The sequence below is a fragment of the Geodermatophilus sp. SYSU D00691 genome (assembly GCF_054050275.1).
The window spans coordinates 74,962-90,225 of record NZ_JBJGYZ010000023.1 but is presented as its reverse complement, the minus strand read 5'-3'; the positions used below and the strand labels follow the sequence as shown (position 1 = coordinate 90,225).

General features: G+C 75.8%; 15 protein-coding genes. 14 read left to right on the top strand and 1 reads right to left on the bottom strand.

Translation table 11 applies throughout. The features are described from left to right. Positions 1 to 63: 63 nt before the first annotated feature. Positions 64 to 669, bottom strand: coding sequence for a TIGR03085 family metal-binding protein (locus ACI797_RS17255; protein ID WP_456859974.1), 606 nt, complete (start codon positions 667 to 669; stop codon positions 64 to 66). A gap of 121 nt (positions 670 to 790) precedes the next feature. Here ACI797_RS17255 and ACI797_RS17250 point away from each other — a divergent pair, with 121 nt between their 5' ends. From ACI797_RS17250 to lgt, 14 genes are all read left to right on the top strand, one after another. Further along, positions 791 to 2,560 (top strand): ABC transporter ATP-binding protein, encoded by a 1,770-nt coding sequence (locus ACI797_RS17250; RefSeq protein ID WP_456859973.1) that lies wholly within the window; start codon positions 791 to 793, stop codon positions 2,558 to 2,560. Beyond that, entirely contained in the window at positions 2,557 to 4,371 is a 1,815-nt protein-coding gene (locus ACI797_RS17245) for an ABC transporter ATP-binding protein (RefSeq protein WP_456859972.1), read from the top strand. Before ACI797_RS17250 ends, ACI797_RS17245 begins: the two co-directional genes overlap by 4 nt. 47 nt (positions 4,372 to 4,418) lie before the next feature. Continuing rightward, positions 4,419 to 4,871 carry a hypothetical protein gene (locus ACI797_RS17240; RefSeq protein WP_456859971.1) on the top strand — a complete coding sequence of 151 codons (453 nt, stop codon included), beginning with the start codon at positions 4,419 to 4,421 and terminating at the stop codon, positions 4,869 to 4,871. Between the two features lie 35 nt (positions 4,872 to 4,906). Next, a complete protein-coding gene (locus ACI797_RS17235) occupies positions 4,907 to 5,422 on the top strand; it encodes a hypothetical protein (RefSeq protein WP_456859970.1) in 516 nt (171 codons plus the stop codon). Positions 5,423 to 5,432: 10 nt separating this feature from the next. Then, positions 5,433 to 7,088 carry an FAD-binding dehydrogenase gene (locus tag ACI797_RS17230; RefSeq protein ID WP_456859969.1) on the top strand — a complete coding sequence of 552 codons (1,656 nt, stop codon included), beginning with the start codon at positions 5,433 to 5,435 and terminating at the stop codon, positions 7,086 to 7,088. Further along, positions 7,088 to 7,747, top strand: coding sequence for a hypothetical protein (locus tag ACI797_RS17225; RefSeq protein ID WP_456859968.1), 660 nt, complete (start codon positions 7,088 to 7,090; stop codon positions 7,745 to 7,747). Before ACI797_RS17230 ends, ACI797_RS17225 begins: the two co-directional genes overlap by 1 nt. Positions 7,748 to 7,842: 95 nt before the next feature. Beyond that, positions 7,843 to 8,256: a hypothetical protein gene (locus tag ACI797_RS17220; RefSeq protein ID WP_456859967.1), complete on the top strand. Its 414-nt coding sequence runs from the start codon at positions 7,843 to 7,845 to the stop codon at positions 8,254 to 8,256. Between the two features lie 17 nt (positions 8,257 to 8,273). Beyond that, on the top strand, positions 8,274 to 8,639 hold the full coding sequence (gene hisI, locus ACI797_RS17215; protein ID WP_456859966.1) for a phosphoribosyl-AMP cyclohydrolase: 366 nt from the start codon (positions 8,274 to 8,276) through the stop codon (positions 8,637 to 8,639). Continuing rightward, complete coding sequence (locus ACI797_RS17210) at positions 8,636 to 10,135, top strand: anthranilate synthase component I (protein WP_456859965.1); 1,500 nt, start codon at positions 8,636 to 8,638, stop codon at positions 10,133 to 10,135. Before hisI ends, ACI797_RS17210 begins: the two co-directional genes overlap by 4 nt. Before the next feature lie 53 nt (positions 10,136 to 10,188). Then, entirely contained in the window at positions 10,189 to 10,821 is a 633-nt protein-coding gene (locus ACI797_RS17205; protein WP_456859964.1) for a Trp biosynthesis-associated membrane protein, read from the top strand. 287 nt (positions 10,822 to 11,108) lie between these two features. Then, positions 11,109 to 11,933, top strand: coding sequence for an indole-3-glycerol phosphate synthase TrpC (gene trpC, locus ACI797_RS17200; protein WP_456541026.1), 825 nt, complete (start codon positions 11,109 to 11,111; stop codon positions 11,931 to 11,933). 66 nt (positions 11,934 to 11,999) lie between these two features. Further along, positions 12,000 to 13,349: a tryptophan synthase subunit beta gene (trpB, locus tag ACI797_RS17195; protein ID WP_456859963.1), complete on the top strand. Its 1,350-nt coding sequence runs from the start codon at positions 12,000 to 12,002 to the stop codon at positions 13,347 to 13,349. Further along, positions 13,346 to 14,158, top strand: a complete 813-nt coding sequence (gene trpA / locus ACI797_RS17190) for a tryptophan synthase subunit alpha (RefSeq protein ID WP_456859962.1) — start codon at positions 13,346 to 13,348, stop codon at positions 14,156 to 14,158. Before trpB ends, trpA begins: the two co-directional genes overlap by 4 nt. Continuing rightward, positions 14,155 to 15,126 carry a prolipoprotein diacylglyceryl transferase gene (lgt, locus tag ACI797_RS17185; RefSeq protein WP_456859961.1) on the top strand — a complete coding sequence of 324 codons (972 nt, stop codon included), beginning with the start codon at positions 14,155 to 14,157 and terminating at the stop codon, positions 15,124 to 15,126. The genes trpA and lgt overlap by 4 nt, the downstream gene beginning before the upstream one ends. Positions 15,127 to 15,264 lie beyond the last annotated feature (138 nt).

Sequence of the window (15,264 nt, the reverse complement as noted above, 5' to 3'; positions counted from 1 at the left end):
CCCCCCCCCGGCCCCCCGGCGGCCCCCCCCCCCCGCCCCCCCCCCCCCCCCCCCCCCCACCGCTCACCCCACCGCGACGCGGGCGACGTCCTTGCGGCCGCTGATCCAGAGCAGCAGCTCCAGCGGCTCGCCGGTGAGCACCTTCTCCCGCTCGCCGGAGCCGAGCCGCCTCTCCTTGCCGGGGACGTCGGCGCGCCGCAGCACGAGGGTGCGGCCCCGGGCGGCCTGGCGGCCGAGCAGCGCGACCGCCCGCCACAGCAGGTCCTGGTCGGCCCGGGACAGGCGGCGCGGCGTCCAGCCCGGCCGGGCGCGCCGCACGTCCTCGTGGTGGATCACGTACTCGGTCGTGTTCAGCACCCGCCCGACGCCCGGCCAGCCCATCGGCAGCCACCGCGCCGGGCCCGACCGCACCTGCTCCACCAGGTCCTCGTAGCGGGCCGAGGCGCGCAGCCTGTCCTCCAGCCGGTGACCCCACGCGCCCAGCGCCGGGTTGACCCGCTCCAGCCCGTAGCCGGGCAGCGCGTCGGGACGGCGGTCGCGGACGGCGAGGTGGGCGGCCAGGTGCGCCGTCGTCCACCCGGCACAGCAGGTCGGCGCGTCCGGGCCCAGCTTCTCCAGCAGGTCTGCCAGGTCGGCACGCTCGCGGTCGGCCAGGGAAGAGCTGGTCATCCCGCCACGTTAGCCACGGTGCCCGCCGGGCGCCGCCAGGGCGCCCGGCGCTCCGCAGGCGCTTAGCGCGCCTAAGGAACGTAGAGTCGGGGTACCGCCCCGACCGACCCCGAGGAGAGCTGTGCCCCGCCGAGACGCCGTCGTGCGGCGCGGACTGCGTCACGTGGGGCGGGCCGTCCGCGAGCAGCGCGGCATGTTCGTCCTCGCCCTGCTCGGCAGCAGCCTCTACGCCGCGATGACCGTGGCCAGCGCCTACGTGATCGGCGAGGTCACCGACCGGGTCATCATCCCGGCGTTCCGCGAGGACGACACCACGGCGGCCGCGCTTCTGCTGGCCGCGGTGGTCATCCTCGCCGTCGCCGTCCTCAAGGTCCTCGGCATCCTCGGCCGCCGGCTGTTCGCCGGCGTGATGCAGTACCGCCTGCAGGCCGAGTACCGCCGCCGGGTCACCGGCCAGTACCTGCGCCTGCCCCTGTCGTGGCACCAGCGGCACCCCACCGGCCAGCTGCTGTCCAACGCCAACTCCGACGTCGAGAGCGCCTGGTTCTTCGTCGCGCCGCTGCCCTTCGCCTGCGGCGCGCTGGTCATGATCGGCATCACCGTGACGGCGCTGGTGCTCACCGACCCGCTGATCGCGGTGGTCGGCCTGGTCGTCTTTCCCCTGGTCTTCCTCAGCAACGTCGTCTACTCGCAGGTGATGAGCCCGAAGATGCAGCGGGCCCAGCAGCTGCGCGCCGAGGTCAGCGAGATCGCCCACGAGAGCTTCGACGCCGCCCTCGTGGTGAAGACCCTCGGCCGCGAGGACACCGAGACCGCGCGCTTCCGCGAGCGCGCCGAGGAGCTGCGCGACGGCCTGGTCGACGTCGGTCGCGTCCGCGGCCTGTTCGACCCGCTGCTCGAGGCGCTGCCCAACCTCGGCATCCTCGCGATCCTGCTGGTCGGCGCGAGCCGCGTCGCCGACGGCTCCACCGACGCCGGCCAGCTGGTGTCCATCGCCTACCTGTTCAGCCTGCTCACGCTGCCCATCCGCGCCATCGGCTGGGTGCTGGCCGACCTGCCCCGGGCGCTGGCCGGCTTCGACCGGGTCACCCCGGTGCTGGAGGCCACCGGCGGGACGCCGCACGGCCCGGAGGACGCACCGGCCGGCACCGGCGGCGCGGCGCTGCAGGTCCGCGGCGTCGACTTCTCCTTCGACGGCGCGCACAAGCGGACCCTGTCCGGGGTCACCTTCGACGTGCCGGCCGGCACCACGCTCGCCGTCGTCGGCCCCACCGGCTCGGGCAAGTCCACCCTCGCCGGGCTGCTCGTCCGCCTCGTCGACCCCGGCGACGGGCACGTGCTGCTCGACGGCGTCGACCTGCGCCGGCTGCGGGAGGGCGAGGTCAGCGGCCAGGCGGCGTTCGTGCCCCAGGGCACCTTCCTCTTCGACGACACCGTCCGCGGCAACGTCACCCTCGGCGGCGACTTCTCCGACGACGAGGTGTGGACGGCGCTGCGCACCGCCGCCGCCGACGAGTTCGTCGCCGCGCTGCCCGAGGGCCTCGACACCCGCGTCGGCGAGCGCGGCGCCTCGCTGTCCGGCGGGCAGCGCCAGCGGCTGGCCCTGGCCCGGGCCGTCGTCCGCCGTCCCCGGCTGCTGGTCCTCGACGACGCCACCAGCGCCGTCGACCCCGCGGTCGAGCAGCGCATCCTCGACGCGCTGCGGGCCACCGACCCGCCGTCGACCGTCGTGGTCGTCGCCTACCGGCAGGCCACCATCGCCCTCGCCGACGAGGTCGTCTGGCTCGAGCACGGCCGGGTGACCGCCCGCGGCAGCCACGAGGAGCTGCTCGCCGAGGTGCCGGGCTACGCGGCTCTGGTCCGCGCCTACCAGGAGGCGGCTGCCGCGTGAGCGAGATCGACCTGCCCGCCGACCGCCGCGAGGAGGGTGCCTTCGCCACCCTGCGCCGCGGCCTGCGGATGATGCCCGAGTTCCGCCGCGGCCTGCCGCTGACCTTCCTGCTCGCGCTCATGGCGACCGCCGGCCGGGTGGTCGTGCCGATCGCCGTCCAGCAGACCATCGACCAGGGGCTGTCCGGCCCCGGTGGCCCGGACCTCGATCTGGTCCGCGACCTGGTGATCGTCTGCGCGCTGGTCGTGCTGCTCACCGCGGTGGCCGTGTACCGCATGAACGTCCGGCTGTTCCGGACGACGGAGACCGCGCTGGCGGGCCTGCGGGTGCGGGCCTTCCGGCACGTCCACGACCTCTCGGTGCTGCACCAGCAGGGGCAGCGCCGCGGCTCGCTGGTCTCCCGCGTCACCAGCGACGTCGACCAGCTGTCGGTCTTCATGCAGTGGGGCGGCGTGCTCGGCGTGATCAGCGTCGGCCAGCTGGTCGTCGCGATCGTCGTCATGTCGATCTACTCCTGGCAGCTGACCCTGCTGGTGTTGGCCTGCTTCGTGCCGCTGGCCTTCGCGATCCGCTTCTTCGCCCGCCGGCTGGCCACCGTCTACGGCGTGGTCCGCGAGCGCGTCGGCGACGTGCTGGCCGCGGTGTCCGAGTCGGTCGTCGGTGCCTCGACCGTCCGTGCCTACGGCGTGCGCGAGCGCACCGCCGCCCGCATCGACCGAGCCATCCACCGGCACTACCGGGCCTCGGTCAAGGCCCAGCGGACCACCGCGGCGGTGTTCGTCACCGGCGAGCTGGTCGCCGCGGTCGCCAACGCCGCCGTCGTCATCGTCGGCGTGCTGCTCGGCCTGGCCGGCGACATCACCGCCGGCACCCTGGTGGCCTTCCTGTTCCTGGTCACGCTGTTCGTCGCGCCGGTGCAGACGGCCAGCGAGGTGCTCAACGAGGCGCAGAACGCCCTGGCCGGCTTCCGCCGCGTGCTCGACGTGCTCGACACCGAGCCCGACGTCCGCGACCCCGCGCTCGACGGCGCCGGCCGGCAGCTGCCCGAGGGGCCGCTCTCGGTCCGCTTCGAGCACGTCTCCTTCCGCTACGCGCCCGGCGCGCCGAAGGCCCTGGACGACGTCGACCTGCAGATCGCGCCCCGCCGCCGCGTCGCGATCGTCGGCGAGACCGGCTCGGGCAAGACCACGTTCGCCAAGCTGGTCACCCGGCTCATGGACCCGGTCGAGGGCCGCGTGCTGTTGAGCGGCGTCCCGCTGCGCGAGGTCGCCTTCGCCTCGCTGCGCGAGCGGGTCGTGATGGTGCCGCAGGACGGGTTCCTGTTCGACGCGACCGTCGCCGACAACGTCCGGTACGGCAAGCCGGGCATGACCGACGGGCACGTCGAGGCGGCGTTCGACGAGCTCGGCCTCGGCGCCTGGGTCGAGGGCCTGGCCGACGGCGTGGCCACCCCGGTCGGCCAGCGCGGCGAGGCGCTGTCGGCGGGGGAGCGGCAGCTGGTCGCGGTCGCCCGCGCTTACGTCTCCGACCCCGACCTGCTGGTCCTCGACGAGGCCACCAGCGCGGTCGACCCGGCCACCGAGCAGCGGCTCACCCGCGCCCTGGACAAGCTCACCGACGGCCGGACGACGCTGACCATCGCGCACCGCCTCTCCACGGCCGAGCGGGCCGACGAGGTCCTGGTCGTCGACGCCGGCCGGGTCGTCCAGCGCGGCACCCACGAGGAGCTGGTCGAGGCCGAGGGGCCGTACGCCCGGCTGCACGCCTCGTGGCGGCGCTCGTCGGCGGGCGAACCCGAACCGGTGGGCTGAGGCGCGCGCTGTGGTCGCGACCACACCGCGGCCGTAGGCTGCGTGCCGTGCCCGAGGCCACCGACCCGCAGCGCCGCCCGCCCGTCGCGGCGGCGACCGCCGCGGTGCTCGCCCTGCCCGGCGCGTTCATCACCCTGTCGCTCGGCAGCGCCGCGCAGAGCGTCGCCGGCACGGTCGGCGACGACGCCGGGCAGTGGATGGTCCTCGTCGTCACCATCGGGTGGACGGCGACGCTGCTCGTCGGCGCGGTCCGCCTCCTGCTGGGCAGCTCCTGGCTGGGCCTGGCGGTGCCCGCCGCGATCCTGGCGGCGCTCATGACCGTGGGCCTGGCCCAGGGCGGCCTCGGCGACGGCTTCTCGTGGTTCCACGGCTTCGCCTGGGCGGTCGGCGTCGCGGCGACGGTGCTCGCCGCGCTGCCGCAGGTCCGGCACTGGGTCGCCCGCCGCCGCCGGCAGAAGCTGCACCCCGGGTCGGTCCGGGCGACGTCCAGCCGGCCGTGAGCTGCTGACCGGCTCCCGGTCCTACCCTGTCGGCCATGCCGTCCAGCTCGTCGCGCTCCCGGGTGGCGCCCCGCCGCTCGCCGCGGTCGGCGCCGCTCGGCCGCACCGCCCCGCCCGCCGCGCCGACCCGCCCGGTGGAGGCGCCGGTCGCCGCGGTCTTCGGCGTCCTCGTCGCCGCCGAGTACCTCTGGCTGGCCTGGCTGCTCCGCGACCCCGAGATCCTCGACTGGTTCGTCGTCGTCCCCGCGGTGCTGGCCCTGGTCGCCCTGGCCGGCGCGGCGCTGGTCCTCCTCGGCCGCGGCCGCGGCTGGCTGGTGCAGACCGCGGCCGCCGTCGTCCTGCTGCTCGGCCTGCTGGCCCTCGTCGCGCTGTTCGGCGCGCTCGGCGGCGGGGCCGCGCTGTGGCAGGCGCTGCTGCTGCTCGTCGGCCCGATCGGCTGCCTGGCGCTCACCCTGCGCCGCCCGGTGCGGGAGTGGACCGCGCGGGGCCGGGCGCCGGGTCGGGGGACTCGCGCTCCCGGGGGACGGCGGGACGGCCGCCCGGCCCGCTAGCGTCCGGGGCGTGACAACCGAGACCGACGTCGTCGTCGTGGGAGCCGGCCTCGCCGGCCTGGTCGCCACCGCCGAGCTGGCCGACGCCGGCAAGCGCGTGGTGCTGCTCGAGCAGGAGCCCGAGCAGTCCCTCGGCGGGCAGGCGTGGTGGTCCTTCGGCGGGCTGTTCCTGGTCGACTCGCCCGAGCAGCGCCGGCTGCGCGTGCGCGACTCCCTCGAGCTGGCCCGCCAGGACTGGTTCGGCACCGCCTCGTTCGACCGCGACGAGGACCACTGGCCGCGCCAGTGGGCTGAGGCCTACCTGCAGTTCGCCGCCGGCGAGAAGCGCGCCTGGCTGAGGGAGCAGGGCATCGGCTTCTTCCCGATCGTCGGCTGGGCCGAGCGCGGCGGCTACACCGCCACCGGCCACGGCAACTCCGTGCCGCGCTTCCACATCGTCTGGGGCACCGGCCCGGGCATCGTCGCGCCGTTCGCCCGCCGGGTGCGGGACGCCGTCGAGCGCGGGCTGGTGCAGCTGCGGTTCCGGCACCGGGTGGACGAGCTGGCCGTCAGCGGCGGGGCGGTCACCGGCGTGCGCGGCCACGTGCTCGAGCCCAGCGCGGTGGCCCGCGGCGAGGCCAGCTCCCGCGCCGAGCTGGAGCCGTTCGAGATCAGCGCGCAGGCCGTCGTCGTCACCGCCGGCGGCATCGGCGGCAACCACGAGCTGGTGCGCAAGAACTGGCCGGCCCGCCTGGGGCCCGCGCCGCAGCGGCTGCTGTCCGGCGTCCCCGCGCACGTCGACGGCCGGATGCTGGAGGCCACCGAGGCGGCCGGCGCCAGCGTCGTCAACCGCGACCGCATGTGGCACTACACCGAGGGCGTCGCCAACCACTCGCCGGTGTGGGACCGGCACGGCATCCGGATCCTGCCCGGCCCGTCGTCGCTGTGGCTCGACGCGACCGGCAAGCGGCTGCCGGTGCCGCTGTTCCCCGGGTTCGACACCCTCGGCACGCTCGCCCACATCGGCCAGACCGGGTACGAGCACACCTGGTTCGTCTCCACCCAGCGCATCGTGGGCAAGGAGTTCGCCCTCTCCGGCTCGGAGCAGAACCCCGACCTGACCGGCAAGGACGTCCGCCTGCTGCTCAAGCGCGCCCGGGTCGAGGTCGCCCCGCCGGTGCAGCGCTTCCTCGACCACGGCGAGGACTTCGTGGTGGCCCGCACCGTGCCCGAGCTGGTCGCGGGGATGAACCGGGTCACCGGCGGCGAGCCGGCCCTGGACGTCGCCACGGTGGAGGCGGAGATCGTCTGCCGCGACCGCGAGATCGCCAACCCCTTCACCAAGGACCTGCAGGTGATGGCGATCCGCAGCGCGCGCAACTACCTCGGCGACAAGCTGATCCGGGTGGCGTCGCCGCACCGGATCCTCGACCCGGAGGCCGGGCCGCTGGTCGCCGTCCGGCTCAACCTGCTCACCCGCAAGACGCTCGGCGGGCTGGAGACCGACCTGTCCGGCCGCGTGCTGCGGCCGGGCGGCGACCCGTTCCCCGGCCTGTACGCGGCGGGGGAGGTGGCCGGCTTCGGCGGTGGCGGCATGCACGGCTACCGCTCGCTGGAGGGCACCTTCCTCGGCGGCTGCCTGTTCTCCGGGCGCACGGCCGGCCGGGCCCTGGCGGCCGAGCTCTGATGTCCGACCCCTGGGCGGACCCCGACAGCCCCACCCAGCCGGGCGCCCCCTACGCCGGCCCGCCGGCCACCGCGCCCTACGCGCCGCCGCCGGCCGCGGTCGGCTACCCGGCCACCCCCTACGGCTTCCCGCCGCAGCCCTACGCGGGCTACCCGCCCGGCTACCCGCAGCCCTGGGTGCCGGTGCCGCAGGGGCCCAAGCGCCCCGGGCAGGTGATCACGGCGGCCGTGCTCGCCTTCGTGCAGGCCGGGCTGGTGCTGCTCGCCTCGGTGTACGTGGTGTTCCTGGCCTCGTTCGTCGGCTTCGCCGCCGACCTCGACGGCTCCGGGGAGGCCGAGGGGCTGGCCACTGAGGGCACCGTGCTCGGCTTCGTGCAGGTGGGCTCGGCGGTGCTGCTCATCGTGGGCGGCGTGATGGCCCTCAACAGCCGGCGTCGGCCGGCGCACGTGGTGCTCGTCGTGTCCCTGGCCCTCCAGCTGCTGCTCTGCGTGTACTGGGCGGTCCGGCTCACCACCTTCGGCGACGAGATCCCCGGCGGGGACCCGACCACGGCGCTGCTGGCGTTCGTCCTCCTGTTCGCGGCCGGCCCGGCGGTCGGCCTCGGCATGGTCCTGCTCGGCGCGGGGAGGGCCTGGTTCACCGGGACGGCGCGGCCGTGAGCCACCCGTGGCCCCCGCCGCCATGGCCGCCACCGCCGCCACCGAGGCCCCGGCGTCCGGGGGCGCTGATCGCCGCGTGCGTCCTCGCGCTGGTCGTGGCGGTCGCGGCGATCCTCGGGGCGGTCGTCACCTACTTCATCGCCGGCTTCAGCGAGGCCTTCACCGATCCCGGCGAGCCGGGCTTCCCCGAGGGCTACGTCGTCGCCCTGGTCGAGCTCGCCTGCGGGGTGCTCGTGCTGGTGGCGGCCCTGCTGGCGCTGAACGGGATCGGGCGGCCGGTGCTGCTGGCCGGCCTGGTCCTCGTGCTGGTCATCGCCGTCTACTGGCTGGCCCGGGCCATGACCGAGGAGTTCGAGCACGGGGACGGACCGGTGATCGTCGTCGTGGCGCTGGGCTTCGCCGCGCTCGCCGGCACCGCGCTCGGGCTGGCCGGCACCGCCTCGGTCGGGGCGTGGTTCCGGCAGCAGCGGGCGACCGCGAGAGGTCCGGTGCCGCCCGCGGTGCCCTGAGCGGGGATGATCGGCGCATGTCCGCCGTCCCACCGGTCGAGTCCGCCCTGGCTCCGGAGCTCGCCGCAGCGCTGCGCCGCGATCCCGCGGGGCTGGTCGCCGCCGTCGTCCAGCAGCACGACACCGGCGAGGTGCTCATGCTCGCCTGGATGGACGACGAGGCCCTGCACCGCACGCTCACCACCGGCCGGGCCACCTACTGGTCGCGCAGCCGCCGCGAGTACTGGGTGAAGGGCGAGACCTCGGGCCACCGGCAGTGGGTCAAGGACGTCCGCCTGGACTGCGACGGTGACGCGCTGCTCGTGCTCGTCGACCAGGAGGGCCCGGCGTGCCACACGGGCGAGCGGTCGTGCTTCCACCGCCCGCTGGCGGTGACGTCGTGAGGCTCGGCGTCACCGCGCCGACGGCGGAGGAGTTCGGGCGGCTCGACCAACCGGTCGTGCCGGTCACCCGGCGGCTGCTCGCCGACGGCGAGACCGCCGTCGGCATCTACCGCAAGCTCGCCGCCGGCCGCCCGGGCACGGTGCTGCTGGAGTCGGCCGAGCAGGGCAAGCAGTGGTCGCGGTACAGCTTCGTGGGGGTCCGCAGCGCCGGCGTGCTCACCGAGCGGGACGGCGCCACGCAGTGGCTGGGGGAGCCGATCCCCGGCCTGACCGAGGGGCTGCCGGCCGATCCGCTGGCCGCCGTCCGCCGGCTGGCCCGCGCGCTGCGGACGCCGCGCACCGAGGGCCTGCCGCCGCTCACCGGCGGGCTGGTCGGCTACCTCGGCTACGACGTCGTCGGGCGGCTGGAGCGGCTGCCGGTGCGGAGCGTCGACGACCTCGGCATGCCCGAGCTCGCGATGATGCTGGTGACCGACCTCGCCGTGGTCGACCACCACGACGGCACGGTGCTGCTCATCGCCAACGCCCTCGAGCGGACGCCGCAGGCGTACGAGGACGCGGTGACCCGGCTCGACGCCATGGCCGCCGATCTCCTCAAGGCGACGCCGGCGAGCATCGCGGTGCTGGAGACCGCCGAGGTGCCGCAGGTGCGCAGCAACATGGCGCCCGGCGTCTACGAGGACGGCGTCGAGCGGATCCGCGAGCACATCCGCGCCGGCGACGCGTTCCAGGTCGTGCTCAGCCAGCGGTTCGAGGTGGCCACCGCCGTCGACGCGCTGGACCTGTACCGGGTGCTGCGCACCAGCAACCCGTCGCCGTACATGTACCTGCTGCGCTTCGCCGGCCGGGAGTCGCCGTTCGACGTCGTCGGCTCCTCGCCCGAGGCGCTGGTGACGGTGACCGGCACGTCGGCCGTCGTCCACCCGCCGGCCGGCACCCGGCCGCGGGGGGCGACGCCGGAGGAGGACGTCCGGCTCGCCGAGGCGCTCAAGGCCGACCCCAAGGAGCGGGCCGAGCACGTGATGCTGGTCGACCTGGCCCGCAACGACCTCGGCCGGGTGTGCGTGCCGGGCACCGTCGAGGTGCCCGACTTCATGCGGATCGAGCACTACAGCCACGTCATGCACCTGGTCTCGACCGTCTCGGGGCAGCTCGAGGAGGGCCGCGACGCGCTCGACGTCTTCGACGCCACCTTCCCGGCCGGCACGGTCTCCGGCGCCCCGAAGCCGCGGGCGATGGAGATCATCGAGACCCTCGAGCCGACCCGGCGGGCGCTGTACGCGGGCACCGTCGGCTACCTCGACGCCAGCGGCGACATGGACATGGCGATCGCGATCCGCACGGCCGTGCTGCACCAGGGCCGGGCGTACGTCCAGGCCGGCGCCGGGGTGGTGGCCGACAGCGACCCGGCCACCGAGGAGGCCGAGACCCGGCACAAGGCCCGGGCGGTGCTGTCGGCGATCGCGACGGCGGAAGGCCTGCGGGAGGTGCGGTGAGCCGCTCTGCCGACCAGCCGGCTCCGCCGGGCGGAGGCGAACAGTCGAACAGGGTGAACGAGCGCCGTGAGCTGACCGCGGCGGTGGCCGGCGCGGCGGCGGCCGGCGCGCTGGCGCTGGTGGCCGCCGGTCAGCGCTGGGCCGAGGTCACCGCCGACCGGCAGCCGCCCCTGCCGCCGGTGGGCGCGGTGCTGAGCGGCTCGGACGCCGCGCCGCTGGTCCCCGCGACCGGTCTGCTGCTGCTCGCGGCGGCCGTGGTCCTCGTCGCGGTGCGGGGAGCGGCCCGGCTCGGCGTCGGCGTCCTCGTCGTCGTCGCGGGCGGCGTGCTGGCCTGGTCGGGCGGCGCCGTGCTCGCCGGCCGGGTCGACGTCGCCGCCGCCGACCTGCCCGTGCTCGACGACGCCCTCGCCGGTGCCCGCACCGACCTGGCGGCCGCCGGGCCGGTCCTCGTGCTGGTGGCCGGCCTGCTCGCGGTCGCCGCCGGTGCGCTCGTCGTCGTCCGCGGCCGCGGCTGGCCGGCGATGGGCCGCCGCTACCAGCGGCCCGGCGACCCGGCGTCGCGGGCGGCCGCCGCCCCCCGCACCGGCGAGCAGCGGGCGGACGACGCCTGGCGGGCCCTCGACCGCGGCGAGGACCCCACCGAGGAGCCGGCCGAGGACCTGCCGGAGCGCGGCCGCAGCCGGTGAGGTGCGCGAACGGCGCGTCCCCCACGCGGGGATGCGCCGGATCCGCCCACTGCCGGCCACCCCCGGCGGGCGCCGACGACGGGGCGGCGGGTGCGTGCGACGCGCCCGGGCGCGGGACGCACTAGCAGGTGGGAGGGCAGGCCAGGGCGACGCCCCCTGGTCGGGACCGTCCGGGCGCGCCTCTAGAGTGGTTCCACCGATCCGCCTGGTGAGGGGACGTATCCCGTGCAGAGTCCGAGAAACCCCCGGGGCGTGTGCGCCAGCCCACACCCCGGCACGGTGGTGGCGTGACCGAGTCCCGCGGCAACGTCCTCCAGCAGATCGTCGCCGGTGTGCGCGAGGACCTCGCCGCGCGTGAGGCGCTCACGCCGCTGGCCGACGTGCGGGCCGCCGCCCTCGACGCGCGCCCCGCGCTCGACGCGTTCGCGGCCCTGCGCGCGCCCGGCGTCGGCGTCATCGCCGAGGTGAAGCGGCAGAGCCCGTCCAAGGGCGCCCTGGCCGACATCCCCGACCCCGCGGAGCTGGCCCGCCAGTACGCCGCCGGCGGGGCCCGGGTGATCAGCGTGCTCACCGAGCGGCGCCGCTTCGGCGGCTCGCAGGCCGACCTCGACGCCGTCCGCGCCGCCGTCGACGTCCCGGTGCTGTGCAAGGACTTCATCGTCTCCAGCTACCAGGTGCACGAGGCCCGCGCGCACGGCGCCGACGTCTGCCTGCTGATCGTCGCCGCGCTCGAGCAGAACGCCCTCACCGGGCTGCTCGAGCGGGTGGAGTCGCTCGGCATGACCGCCCTGGTCGAGGTGCACACCGAGGCCGAGGCCGACCGCGCGCTCGCCGCCGGGGCCTCGGTGATCGGGGTCAACGCCCGCGACCTGACCACGCTGCAGGTCGACCGCTCGACGTTCGAGCGCATCGCCCCGGGGCTGCCCTCGGGCGTGGTCAAGGTGGCCGAGTCCGGCGTCCGCGGGCCGCACGACCTGATCGGCTACGCGGCCGCCGGCGCCGACGCCGTGCTCGTCGGGGAGGGTCTGGTGACCGCCGGCGACGCCCGGCAGGCGGTCGCCGACCTGGTCACGGCGGGGTCGCACCCGGCCACCCCGCGCGCCGCCCGCTGACATCCCTACCGGGGCCGCCGCGAACGCGCGGGCGGTGAGGGGCGGCCTGGTCCTTAAGCTGGGCGCATGACGACCAGCTCGCTGCACCCGCCCGAGGACCGTCTCGTGCCGGCGCGGCCGAGCTGGCCGGACGCGACGGGCCACTTCGGGATCTTCGGCGGCCGCTTCGTCCCCGAGGCGCTGATCGCCGCCCTCGACGAGCTGACCGAGGCCTACGAGGCGATGCGGGTCGACCCGGCCTTCGCCGCCGAGTTCGAGCGGCTGCAGCGCGACTACACCGGCCGGCCCAGCCCGGTCACCGAGGTGCCGAAGTTCGCCGAGCACGCCGGCGGCGCCACGGTGCTGCTCAAGCGCGAGGACCTCAACCACACCGGCTCGCACAAGATCAACAACGTGCTGGGCCAGGCGCTGCTCACCAAGCGCATCGGCAAGCAGCGGGTCATCGCCGAGACCGGCGCCGGCCAGCACGGCGTCGCCACCGCCACCGCCGCCGCGCTGATGGGGCTGTCCTGCACCATCTACATGGGCGAGGAGGACACCCGCCGGCAGGCGCTCAACGTCGCCCGCATGCGGCTGCTCGGCGCCGAGGTGATCCCGGTGTCCACCGGCTCGCGCACCCTCAAGGACGCGATCAACGAGGCCTTCCGCGACTGGGTCACCAACGTCGAGACGACGAACTACGTCTTCGGCACCGTCGCCGGCCCGCACCCGTTCCCGGCCATGGTCCGCGACTTCCAGCGGGTCATCGGCGACGAGGCGCGTGCCCAGGTGCTCGACCGGGAGGGCCGGCTGCCCGACGCCGTCCTGGCCTGCGTCGGCGGCGGCTCCAACGCGATCGGCATCTTCACGGCCTTCGTGCCCGACCAGGGCGTGCGGCTGATCGGCCTCGAGGCCGGCGGGGACGGCGTCGACACCGGGCGGCACGCCGCGACCATCACCGGCGGGACGCCGGGCGTGCTGCACGGCGCCCGCTCCTACCTGCTGCAGGACGAGAACGGGCAGACGATCGAGTCGCACTCGATCAGCGCCGGCCTCGACTACCCGGGCGTCGGCCCCGAGCACTCCTACCTGCACGACATCGGCCGGGCCGAGTACCGCGCGGTCACCGACGCCGAGGCGATGGAGGCCTTCGCGCTGCTCTGCCGCACCGAGGGGATCATCCCGGCGATCGAGTCGGCGCACGCGCTCGCCGGCGCGCTGGTGCTCGGCCGGGAGCTCGGCCCCGGGGCCCTGCTGCTGGTCAACCTCTCCGGCCGCGGGGACAAGGACGTCGAGACGGCGTCACGGTGGTTCGGCCTCGGCGACCGGGACGACGCCGCCCCCGGCCCGGGCCTGGACACCGACCAGCAGCCCACCGAGGGCGCGGTCACCAACGACGAGGCCGTGGCCGGCCAGGACGCGGGGGAGTCGGCATGAGCTCGTCGGCCGAGGCGATCGCGGGGGCGAAGGCGCACGACCGCGCGGCGCTGATCGCGTACGTCCCCGTCGGCTACCCGAGCGTCGAGGGCTCGATCGCGGCGATGGTGGCCGCGGTCGAGGGCGGCGCCGACGTCGTCGAGGTCGGCATCCCCTACAGCGACCCGGGCATGGACGGGCCGGTCATCCAGCAGGCGGTCGAGGTCGCCGTCCGGGCCGGCGTCGGCATGCGCGACGTGCTGCGGGCGGTCGAGGCGGTGGCCGCCGCCGGCGCCGTCCCGGTGGTGATGAGCTACTGGAACCCGATCGAGCGGTACGGCGTCGAGCGGTTCGCGGCCGACCTGGCCGCCGCCGGGGGAGCGGGGGCGATCACCCCCGACCTCATCCCCGACGAGGCCGGCGAGTGGATCGCCGCCTCCGACGCGCACGGCCTCGACCGCGTCTTCCTCGTCGCGCCGTCGTCCACCGACGCCCGGCTGCGGTCCACCACCGCGGCCTGCCGCGGCTTCGTCTACGCCGCCTCCACGATGGGGGTGACCGGCACCCGCGCCACGGTCGGCGACGCCGCCGAGAAGCTGGTCGCCCGCACCCGCGCGGCGGCCCCCGACCTCGCGGTGTGCGTCGGCCTGGGGGTCTCGGACGCCGACCAGGCCGCCGAGGTCGCCGCCTTCGCCGACGGCGTGATCGTCGGCTCGGCGTTCGTGCGGGTGCTGCTCGACGCCGCCGACGAGCAGGCCGCCGCCACGGCGGCCGGCACGCTGGCCGGCAACCTCGCCGAGGGCGTCCGGCGCCGTACGGTGCTCCGGTGACTCTCGCGTCGATCCCGAGCCCGTCGCAGGCGGTCTGGGAGCTCGGTCCCTTCCCGCTGCGGGCCTACGCGCTGTGCATCATCGCCGGCATCGTGGCCGCGTGCTGGATCGGCGAGAAGCGCTGGGTCGCCCGCGGGGGCGCGAAGGGCGACGTCCTCGACATCGCCGTCTGGGCCGTCCCCTTCGGGATCATCGGCGGCCGGCTCTACCACGTGATCACCACGCCGGAGCCGTACTTCGGCGAGGGCGGGGACCCGCTCAAGGCCTTCGCGATCTGGGAGGGCGGCCTCGGCATCTGGGGCGCGATCGCCCTCGGCGCCGTCGGGGCCTGGATCGCCTGCCGACGCCGGAAGATCCCGTTGCCGGCGTTCGCCGACGCCATCGCGCCGGGCCTCCTCGTCGCCCAGGCCATCGGCCGGCTGGGCAACTGGTTCAACCAGGAGCTGTACGGGCGCCCCACCGACGTGATGTGGGCGCTGGAGATCGACCCGGTGCACCGGCTGCCCGGCTACCTCGACGTCGCGCTGTACCACCCGACGTTCCTCTACGAGCTGGTGTGGAACCTGATCGCCGCCGGCATCGTCGTGTGGGCCGACCGGTCCTTCCGCCTGAGCCACGGGCGCGCCTTCGCCCTGTACGTCGCGCTGTACTGCCTGGGCCGCGGCTGGATCGAGAGCCTGCGCATCGACGAGGCCGAGCACTTCTTCGGCCTGCGCCTCAACGTGTTCACCTCGATCGTCGTCGGCCTGCTCGCCGTCGCCTACCTCGTGCTGCAGCGGGGCCAGCCGCGCGAGGTCATCCGGCGGGGCGCGACGAAGGACACAGTCGCGGCCGCGGAACGCCCCACGGGCGCCGGCGGCTCCACCGCGGCGTCCGCCGACGAGCCCGCCGGCGACGCCGACCCCGACCGGCCGCTCGCCGCTGACCAGCGCGGACGCCCCGACCAGCCCCCGGATACGACACGCTGACGACGACGCGCCGTCCCCGGGGTTTGCTCGCGTTCGGCCCGTGTTACGGCTGTGTACTCTTCTGACCGGACCCGCCAGCGATCCTGACCGGGTCCGACCTCGTCGGAACCGGGCCAGTGCCGCCCCGTGGACGACAGC